This is a genomic window from Amaricoccus sp. (genome assembly GCF_036846665.1).
Taxonomy (GTDB): domain Bacteria; phylum Pseudomonadota; class Alphaproteobacteria; order Rhodobacterales; family Rhodobacteraceae; genus Amaricoccus.
The window spans coordinates 1-9,199 of sequence record NZ_DAIUBO010000157.1 but is presented as its reverse complement, the minus strand read 5'-3'; the positions used below and the strand labels follow the sequence as shown (position 1 = coordinate 9,199).

Below are 9,199 nucleotides of genomic sequence, written 5' to 3'. Positions count from 1 at the left end.
TCCTGCACGGCGGACGGGCGCGACCTCGGCGAGACCCTGGTCGGCGAGGGCCTCGCCTGGGCCTATCTCCACTTCAGCCGGGCCTATGCCGAAACCGAGACCCGTGCGCGGGCGGCGCGGCGCGGCGTCTGGCAGGGCGAGGCCGAGGCCGCCTGGGACTACCGCCGCCACGGCTGGCAGCCGGCCGCCGCGACGGTCCCCGACCCCGCCTGCCCGATCAAGGGCAACATCACCGCCTCGGGGGAGCGCATCTACCACACCCCCGGCTCGACCTGGTACGCGCGCACCGGCATCGACACCGCCAGCGGCGAGGCCTGGTTCTGCAACCCCGCCGAGGCCGAGGCCGCCGGCTGGCGCGCGGCCGCCGGCAACCGCTAGCCCCGTCCCGAGTGATCGCCCAAGTTGCTTGAATTCTACTTTAAGAAGATGTGATACGTCTTGTGGGTTATTGACCAATGAGAAAAATGGAAACATAGTCTTAATAATGGTCAGGTGGGGGAACCATGTCGCATTACGGCAATTCTTACTGGATCCTGACCCCGCAGATGGAAGGGCGGCTATACAAGATCATCGATCTGAGTGGCACGGATTGGTTCGATTTCACGCATTGGTCCGGGCGGTTCGTATATAACCTCTCTATCGATCTGAGGCCGGGAAGCTATTACAATCCGCTCTTGAACTATGATTACGGATACCGTCTTCAGATCTCCGCGCGAACGATAATCGAGAATGTGGCGTCCGGCGCCGGCAACGACAGAATTATTACCAACAATGCCAACAACAAGATCCTGGCCGGAGACGGCCATGACAGGGTCTGGGCGCTGGCCGGCAACGATCTGATCGCCGGCGGCGCCGGCGACGACCGGTTGTTCGGCGGCGACGGCAACGACCGGATCGCCGGCAATGCCGGGGTGGACGTGATCTATGGCGGGACCGGCCGGGACAAGCTCAGCGGCGGCACCTACGCGGATTACCTGTTCGGGGGGCGCGGCAACGACGTCCTCATCGGCAACGAAGGCCAGGACCGGCTCTATGGCGGCGCCGGAGCCGACCGCTTCGTCTTCAATGAAGTGATGTTCAAATATACGGGCGATTCGACGATCCTCGATCCCGACCTGAACAAGCCATCCTTCACCCAGAACACCGAAACGCCGGTCGCGGCTCCGGACCACATCTTCGGGTTCGACAATCCGGGAAACGCTCGCGGCGACGTCATCGACCTCTCGGCGATCGATGCGAACATCAACGGCCATCCGTTTCCGACCTTCAACGAGGGTTTCGTCTTCCGCGGCATCGGCCCGGGACCCGACGTCCGGGATCTGTACCTCCGCGAGGAAGGCACGAACACCATCGTCTACGGAAACACCTACGCCCCCTATGCGCCGGACTTCAAGATCGTGATCGTCGACGGCGCCGCGCGGGCATGGGAATACACCGCGCTCGATTTCGTGCTGTAGCGGGCCGATCGCCGCTGTCCCATCCTGCGAGCGCCGCCGGGCAGCCGGATGATCGTCCCGGACCGAGTGGCACCCGCGCCCCATCGCCGCCGATCCCCATCAAGCCCGTACCGAGGCTCCCCAGCCCGATCGACCCGTGGCGATCGGGCCGCGCCGGCCCTGCCGCGGGCGGGGCTCGAGGCGCACCGCCCTGGGGAAACGCATCCGGCAACATAACCCTGACCGCCTCAGGTATGGGCGTGCCTGGCGCCACCACCCCGCCCGGCGGGCACCGCCGGGCAGCGCCCGCCCCGCCCCCCAGGCGGGCGCTTTGCACCGGCCCGGGCCGGGCGCTGCCCTCGTCTTTCAGCGGGACGGTCGAAGAAGAAAGGAACGCCAGAGGCGATCGCCCCGCCCGGACGCCGCCCGCCCGTTGACAGGATCGACCCCGCCGCCGATCCTGCCCCGCGAGCGGAGGCACCGGCTTGGCCATCTTCACGATCACCAGCTTCTCCACCTTCGCCGGCCTCCTACTGGCGGCGCGCAAGCTCGGCCTCGACCCGGACCCGGTGAACCGCGTCAAGGCGCTGGCCGACCTCGCCAGCAACGGCAAGGTGCTCGCCGCCGTGCTCCGGGACTCCAACCTCACCCCGCTCGCCGCCGAGATGACCCGCCAGGCCGAGGAGCACGCCCGCCACTTCACCCATCCCGGCCCCGCCCGCGACGACGCCCTCGCCCTCTTCTGGCAGGTGGCGCCCGAAGCCTTCGCCGACCCCGCCGTCTTCGCCGCCGCCGGCCTCGACCCCGCCCGCACCACCGAGGCCATGGTCGCCGCCGTCAAGGCCTCGCCCCAGGGCCGCGACTTCACCGCCGCGCCCCTGCCGGAAGCCTTCTTCCGCGCCATCACCCGCCAGACCCTCGGCGTGATGCTCGCCGAGGCCGATTACCTCGCCACGATCACCCCCGAGCTCTGGCGCGAAACCCTCCGCCGCCACGGCATCGCGATCGAACTGCTGCAGGCGGTCAGGGAGGACACCACCGAAATCCTCGCCCTCGTCCGGGAACTGCACGCCATCAAGCGGACCACGGTCCCCGAGGACACGCTGATCGCCATGGCACGCAAGATCAGCCCGCGCATCGCCGACCGCGCCGAAGCCCTGCTCGCCCTCGACGCCGCCGCCGACCGCGCGGCGCAGGCGCAGGCGCGCGGCCAAGGCGGCAGCAACGCCGACGCCTTCGTCGACGCCACCCTCCGCCGCCTCGCCGCCCTGACCGCCGAGGGCGAACTCGACAGGGCCGCGACCGAGGCCGATGCGGCCGTCGATCGGGCCGAGACCGGGATGCGCCAGCTCCTCAAGGCCGCCGTCACCCAGCACCTGCTGGCCTTCGACGCGGAGGGAGCAGCACGGCAGATCGCCCGGGGCCTGACGCTGGAAACGCCCGACCCCGCCGTCCTATTCGCGCTTCTTCAGCGAGAACGGGAGGTCTGGTACGAGCGCGGCCGCGACAAGGGCGCGCGGCTCGATCTCGACGTCGCTATCGAACTGGCGCGGATCAGCCATGCTCGGGCCGTCGACACCAATCAGCGAGGCATGGCGTGGAACGACCTTGGCCTTGCGCTGGCAACGCTTGGGGAGCGGGAAAGCGGTGTGGAGCGCCTTGAGGCGTCGGTAGGGGCCTTCCGTGCGGCACTAGAAGACCTGACTCGCGAGCGCGTGCCGCTAGGCTGGGCAACGGTTCAGATGAACCTTGGCAACGCTTTGCTGACTCTTGGGGAGCGGGAGAGCGGCACGGCGCGGCTGGAGGAGGCGGTGGAGGCCTACCGCGCCGCGCTTGAGTTGCAGACCCGCGAGCGGGTGCCGCTCGACTGGGCGAAGACCCAAATGAACCTCGGCAATGCGCTCTTGAGGCTTGGGGAGCGGGAGCGCGGCACGATGCGGCTGGAGGCGGCGGTAGCAGCCTACAGTGCCGCGCTAGGCGTGCGGACCCGTGAGCACTTACCGCTCGACTGGGCTATGACCCTATTGAACTTCGGCAATGCGCTTACGACTCTCGGGGCGCGTGAGAGGGGTACGGCTCGGCTGGAGGAGGCGGTGACGGCCTACCTTGCCGTTCTGGACGAGTTCACCCGAAAGCGTGTGCCGCTTGGATGGGCGACAACCCAGATGAGCCTCGGCAATGTGCTCTTGATGCTCGGGGCGCGAGAGAGCGGCACGGCGCGGCTGAAGCAGGCGGTCGCCGCGTACCGTTCAGCGCTGTTGGAGCAGACCCGCGAGCGCATGCCGCTCGACTGGGCGGCGACTCAGATGAACCTCGGCACCGCCCTCTGGACCCTCGGGCAGCGGGAGAGCGGCACGGAGCGGCTGAAGGAGGCGGTGGTCGCCTTCCGCGCCGCGCTGGAAGAGCGGACGCGCGAGCGCATGCCGCTCGACTGGGCGAGCGCGACCGGTAATCAGGCGTTGGCAATGCTTGCTCTGGCCGAGCGAACGTCCGACCTTGGGATGGCACGCGCTGCCCTCGATCAACTCTCGGATGCCAAGGCGGTGCTTCGGGCCGGCGGCCACACACCCGCCGCAGACAGCTTCGGCCGCCGGATCCCCGCGGCCGAAGCCCTCGTGGCACGACTCTCCGGCTCACCGGACAAAGGTTAACGCTCAATCCCGACTATTTCAGTGGCAAGCCATTTTCCAGCCGGTTCCCAGCCACATTCCAGCCTGAACGAATCCCCGTAAACCTTTCATCCCGCGCCAGGATCAGACGTCGAGCTCGTCCTCGTCCACGAACCGGGCATTCTCCTGGATATACTGGAACCGCAGCTCCGGCTTCTTGCCCATCAGCCGCTCCACGAGGCTGCCGGTCTCGCCCTCGTCCTCGGCGATCGTCACCCGGATCAGCGTCCGGCGGGCCGGGTCCATGGTGGTCTCCTTGAGCTGGGCCGGCATCATCTCGCCCAGCCCCTTGAAGCGCGAGAGCTCGATCTTGCCCCGCCCGCCGAGCCCTTTGGCCATCGCCGCCTCCTTCTCCGCATCGTCCCGCGCATAGACCGACTTCGCCCCTTGCGTCAGCCGGTAGAGCGGTGGCGCCGCAAGATATAGGTGCCCGTGGTCGATCAACGGCCGCATCTGGGTGAAGAAGAAGGTCATCAAGAGCGAGGCGATATGCGCCCCGTCCACGTCGGCATCGGTCATGATGATGATCTTCTCGTAGCGCAGGTCGTCGAGCCGGAACCGCGCGCCGGTCTGCACCCCCATCGCCTGGCAGAGGTCGGCGAGCTCCTGGTTCGCCATCATCTTTGAGGACGCCGCCCCAAGCACGTTGAGGATCTTGCCCCGCAGCGGCAGCACGGCTTGCGTCTTTCGGTTGCGCGCCTGCTTGGCTGAGCCGCCGGCGCTGTCGCCCTCCACGAGGAAGAGCTCCGAGCCATCGCGCGTCGCCCCCGAGCAATCCGCGAGCTTGCCCGGCAGGCGCAGCTTCTTGACCGCGGTCTTGCGGCTCGTCTCCTTCTCCGCCCGCCGCCGCGCCCGCTCTTCGGCCTTGAGTACCAGATAGTCGAGGATCGCTCCGGAAGTCCTTGTATCTGCTGCCAGCCAATGGTCGAAACGGTCGCGCACCGCCGCCTCGACCAGCCGCGCCGCCTCCTGGGTGGCGAGCCGGTCCTTTGTCTGGCCGACGAATTCCGGTTCGCGGATGAAGACCGAGATCATCGCCGAGCCGCCGTCCATCACGTCCTCGCGGGTGATGCTCGCCGCCTTGCGGTTCGAGCTGAGCTCGCCATAGGCGCGCACTCCCTTGAGCAGCGCCGCCCAGAACCCCGCCTCGTGGGTGCCCCCCTCCGCCGTGGGGATGGTGTTGCAATAGGAGGCGACGAAGGCGTCGCGCTGCGGCGTCCAGTTGATCGCCCATTCCACCGAGCCGACGGTGCCCGCCCCGAAGCGCTCGGCGAAATCCACCCGCCCCGCGAAGGGCTTCTCCGCATAGCACTGCGCCCCGCCGAGCCGCTCGCCGAGATAGTCGGAGAGGCCCCCGGGGAAATGGAAGGTGGCGCTCTCGGGCGTGTCGTCGCCCGCGCCGATGCAGGCCGGGTCGCAGCGCCAGCGGATCTCGACGCCGGAGAAGAGATAGGCCTTGGACCGCGCCATGCGCAGCAGCCGCGCCGGCTTGAACCGGGCCGAGGCGCCGAAGATCTCGGCGTCGGGATGGAAGGTGACGCTGGTGCCCCTCCGGTTCGGCGCTGCCCCGAGCGATTGCAGCTGGCCCGTCGGATGCCCGCGGGAGAATTCCTGGCGATAGAGTTGGCGCCCCCGCGCCACCTCGACCGCGACATGATCGGAGAGCGCATTGACCACCGATACGCCGACCCCGTGCAGTCCGCCCGAGGTCTGATAGGCCTTGCCCGAGAACTTGCCGCCCGCATGCAGGGTGCAGAGGATCACCTCCAGCGCCGACTTGTCCGGGAAGCGCGGATGCCGGTCCACCGGCATGCCGCGGCCGTTGTCGCGGATGGTGACGGAAAAGTCGCCTTGCAGCTCGATCTCGATGCGGTTGGCATGGCCCGCCACCGCCTCGTCCATGGCATTGTCGAGCACCTCGGCCACCAGGTGATGCAGCGCCCGCTCGTCGGTGCCGCCGATATACATGCCCGGCCGCTTGCGGACCGGCTCGAGACCTTCGAGAACCTCGATGTCGGCGGCGCCATAGGTCTGCGACGCGGCGTCGTCGCCGAAGAGATCGGGGGCATGCACCATGCGGCGGCTCTTTTCTTTCTATTCCCGCGCGGTTGGTAGCGCAGGACTGCTCCGCTTCGTCTATATCTTGTTTTGCGGCAGCGGCAAAGAGGATCGAGCGGGGATGATGTGGTGAGGCGGCTCTTCGTTCTGACCGGCGCGGGCGTCTCCGCCGAGAGCGGGCTCGGCACCTTCCGGGATACGGGCGGGATCTGGGCGAAATTCGATCCGATGAAACTCGCGACGCCCGAGGCCTTCGCCGCCGATCCGGAGAGGGTGCATGCCTTCTACAACCTGCGCCGGCGCAACCTTCTGGCGGCCGTCCCGAATGCCGCCCATGCCGCGCTCGCGAGCCTCGCGGGCGGTCTGGCCGCGCGGGGCGGGAGCCTCTTTCTCTGCACCCAGAACATCGACGACCTGCACGAACGCGCCGGGTCGCGGCAGGTCCATCACATGCATGGTGAGCTCCTCCGGTCGCGATGCCTGGGATGCGGCGCGCGCGCGCCCTGCCGTGGCGAGCTCTCGGTCGCGGCCGCCTGCGGCGCCTGCGGCCGAGCCGGAGGATTGCGCCCCGACGTGGTCTGGTTCGGGGAGATGCCGCTCGGACTGGAAGCGATCGAGACGGCGCTTGCGGAGGCCGATCTCTTCGTCGCGATCGGCACCTCGGGCTCGGTCTATCCCGCCGCCGGCTTCGTCGAGACGGCGCGCGGCTTCGGGATCCGGACATGCGAGATCAATCTCGCGCCGTCGGACAATGCCGCGATCTTCGACGAGTGCCGCTATGGCCCGGCAGGCGAAGCGGTGCCGGTCTTCGTGGCGGAGTTGCTGGACCGGCGGTGAATGAAGAAGGGGCGACCGTCGCCGGCCGCCCCCTGTCTTCGATGGCTGCCTGTCTCAGCAGGAATAATACATCTGGTATTCGATCGGATGCGGCGTGTGCTCGAAGGCATAGACCTCGTTCCACTTGAGCGCGATGTAGCCGTCGATCTGGTCCTTGGTGAAGACGTCGCCCGCGAGCAGGAAGGCGTGGTCGGCCGCGAGGCTCTCCAGGGCCTCGCGCAGGCTGCCGCAGACGGTCGGGATCCCGGCCAGCTCCTCGGGCGGCAGGTCGTAGAGGTCCTTGTCCGAGGCCTCGCCCGGATCGATCTTCGACTTGATGCCGTCGATGCCCGCCATCAGGAGCGCGGCGAAGGCGAGATAGGGGTTCGCGGCCGGATCCGGGAACCGGGCCTCGACGCGCTTGGCCTTGGGGCTCTCGGTCCAGGGGATGCGCACGCAGCCCGAGCGGTTGCGGGCCGAATAGGCGCGCAGCACCGGCGCTTCGAAGCCGGGGATCAGCCGCTTGTAGCTGTTGGTGGTCGGGTTGGTGAAGGCGTTCAGCGTCTTGGCGTGCTTGAGCAGGCCGCCGATGAACCAGAGCGCCTCCTGGCTCAGATCGGCATACTTGTCGCCCGCGAAGATCGGCTTGCCGCCCTTCCAGATCGACATGTTCACATGCATGCCCGAGCCGTTGTCGCCGTAATAGGGCTTGGGCATGAAGGTCGCGGTCTTGCCATAGGCGGCGGCGACCTGGTGGATGACGTATTTGTACTTCTGGATGTTGTCGGCCTGCTCGGTCAGCGTGCCGAAGACCAGGCCGAGCTCGTGCTGCGGCGAGGCGACCTCGTGGTGGTGCTTGTCCACCTTCATGCCGATGCGCTTCATGGTGGAGAGCATCTCGGAGCGGATGTCCTGGGCCGCGTCCACGGGGGGCACCGGGAAGTAGCCGCCCTTGACGCCGGCGCGATGGCCCATGTTGCCCATCTCGTATTCGGTGTCGGTGTTCCAGGCGGCATCGACCGCGTCGATCGCGAAGCCGACCTTGTTGGGTGCCAGCGAATAGCGCACGTCGTCGAAGAGGAAGAATTCCGCCTCCGGACCGAAATAGGACGTGTCGCCGATTCCCGACTGCCGGAGATAGGCCTCGGCCTTCTCCGCGGTGCCGCGCGGGTCGCGGTTGTAGGGCTCGTTGGTGTCGGGCTCCAGCACCGAGCAGTGCAGGCAAAGGGTCTTCTCGGCAAAGAAGGGATCGACATAGGCCGAGGTGGGGTCGGGCATCAGCTTCATGTCCGACTGCTCGATCGACTTCCAGCCGGCGATGGAGGAGCCGTCGAACATGAAGCCTTCGTCGAGGAAATCCTCATCGACGAGGTCGGACAGGACGGTCACGTGCTGCAGCTTGCCGCGCGGATCCGTGAAGCGGAGATCCACATAGGCGATGTCGTCCTCCTTGAGGGACGTGAGAACGGAATTCTTGTCGCTCATTGCTTTTCCTCGGGTTGTGCGTTCGAAAGTCAGGAGGGTTGGCTGCCGCGCTCAGAGCGCGTCGCCGCCCTCCTCGCCGGTACGGATGCGGATCGCCTGTTCGACGGGAAGCACGAAGATCTTGCCGTCGCCGATCTTGCCGGTGCGGGCGGCCGAGACGATCGCCTCGATGGCGGTCTCGACCTGGTCGTCGGAGAGGACGACCTCGATCTTCACCTTGGGCAGGAAATCGACGACGTATTCGGCGCCGCGATAGAGTTCGGTGTGACCCTTCTGGCGCCCGAAGCCCTTTGCCTCCACGACGCTCAAGCCCTGGATGCCGACTTCCTGCAAGGCCTCCTTGACCTCGTCCAGCTTGAAGGGCTTGATGATCGCCTCGATCTTCTTCATCCGTGCATTCCTCCGCCAGGCGCCACTTCGGGCACCGTGTTGCGGCCCCGACAAACCAGCTTGCCCCGCCGGATTCAATGGCGGCCCCCCCGGCCGCTGCGGGGGCTGGTGAACAAAGGCATGATTGTGCCCGATGATTGTGCAGAATGCCCAATTCGCGGGCAGCCCGCGTCGGTCGCGCGGGGCGGTTTCGGCGCGCATTTTTTGCTCGCACGGCAGATTTGGCTCTGATAGGAAGCCCGCGCGATCCGGCCGCCCGGCGGCGCGGCAGCGGGCGTGGCGGAACTGGCAGACGCACCAGATTTAGGTTCTGGCGCCGCAAGGCGTGGGGGTTCAAGTCCCTCC

Annotated in this window: 7 protein-coding genes and 1 tRNA gene; 5 read left to right on the top strand and 3 right to left on the bottom strand. The window is 67.5% G+C overall.

The features are described from left to right. The 3 genes from V7050_RS14480 to V7050_RS14470 form a co-directional block, all read left to right on the top strand. Positions 1 to 378 (top strand): thermonuclease family protein (locus tag V7050_RS14480; RefSeq protein WP_442885697.1); only part of this gene is annotated, 378 nt, incomplete at its 5' end. A gap of 125 nt (positions 379 to 503) precedes the next feature. Beyond that, entirely contained in the window at positions 504 to 1,457 is a 954-nt protein-coding gene (locus V7050_RS14475) for a calcium-binding protein (RefSeq protein ID WP_324367679.1), read from the top strand. Positions 1,458 to 1,921: 464 nt separating this feature from the next. Next, a complete protein-coding gene (locus tag V7050_RS14470; RefSeq protein ID WP_324367681.1) occupies positions 1,922 to 4,087 on the top strand; it encodes a hypothetical protein in 2,166 nt (721 codons plus the stop codon). Between the two features lie 102 nt (positions 4,088 to 4,189). Here V7050_RS14470 and parE read toward each other — a convergent pair whose 3' ends face one another. Beyond that, the gene (gene parE, locus V7050_RS14465) at positions 4,190 to 6,181 is read right to left on the bottom strand and encodes a DNA topoisomerase IV subunit B (protein WP_324367683.1); all 1,992 of its coding nucleotides are present in this window, start codon (positions 6,179 to 6,181) and stop codon (positions 4,190 to 4,192) included. Positions 6,182 to 6,292: 111 nt separating this feature from the next. Between parE and V7050_RS14460 the strand changes: the two genes are divergently transcribed. Then, on the top strand, positions 6,293 to 7,000 hold the full coding sequence (locus tag V7050_RS14460) for an NAD-dependent deacylase (protein WP_324367685.1): 708 nt from the start codon (positions 6,293 to 6,295) through the stop codon (positions 6,998 to 7,000). A gap of 54 nt (positions 7,001 to 7,054) precedes the next feature. Here V7050_RS14460 and glnA read toward each other — a convergent pair whose 3' ends face one another. Beyond that, the gene (glnA, locus tag V7050_RS14455; RefSeq protein WP_324367687.1) at positions 7,055 to 8,464 is read right to left on the bottom strand and encodes a type I glutamate--ammonia ligase; all 1,410 of its coding nucleotides are present in this window, start codon (positions 8,462 to 8,464) and stop codon (positions 7,055 to 7,057) included. 51 nt (positions 8,465 to 8,515) lie between these two features. After that, the gene (locus V7050_RS14450) at positions 8,516 to 8,854 is read right to left on the bottom strand and encodes a P-II family nitrogen regulator (protein WP_324367689.1); all 339 of its coding nucleotides are present in this window, start codon (positions 8,852 to 8,854) and stop codon (positions 8,516 to 8,518) included. 278 nt (positions 8,855 to 9,132) lie between these two features. Here V7050_RS14450 and V7050_RS14445 point away from each other — a divergent pair. Next, positions 9,133 to 9,199 (top strand) — tRNA-Leu (locus V7050_RS14445).

Bases quoted from the DNA above. Each gene is read 5' to 3' on its own strand.
- V7050_RS14475 (WP_324367679.1), top strand. From the start codon at position 504: ATGTCGCATTACGGCAATTCTTACTGGATCCTGACCCCGCAGATGGAA.
- parE (WP_324367683.1), bottom strand. From the start codon at position 6,181: ATGGTGCATGCCCCCGATCTCTTCGGCGACGACGCCGCGTCGCAGACC.
- glnA (WP_324367687.1), bottom strand. From the start codon at position 8,464: ATGAGCGACAAGAATTCCGTTCTCACGTCCCTCAAGGAGGACGACATC.
- V7050_RS14450 (WP_324367689.1), bottom strand. From the start codon at position 8,854: ATGAAGAAGATCGAGGCGATCATCAAGCCCTTCAAGCTGGACGAGGTC.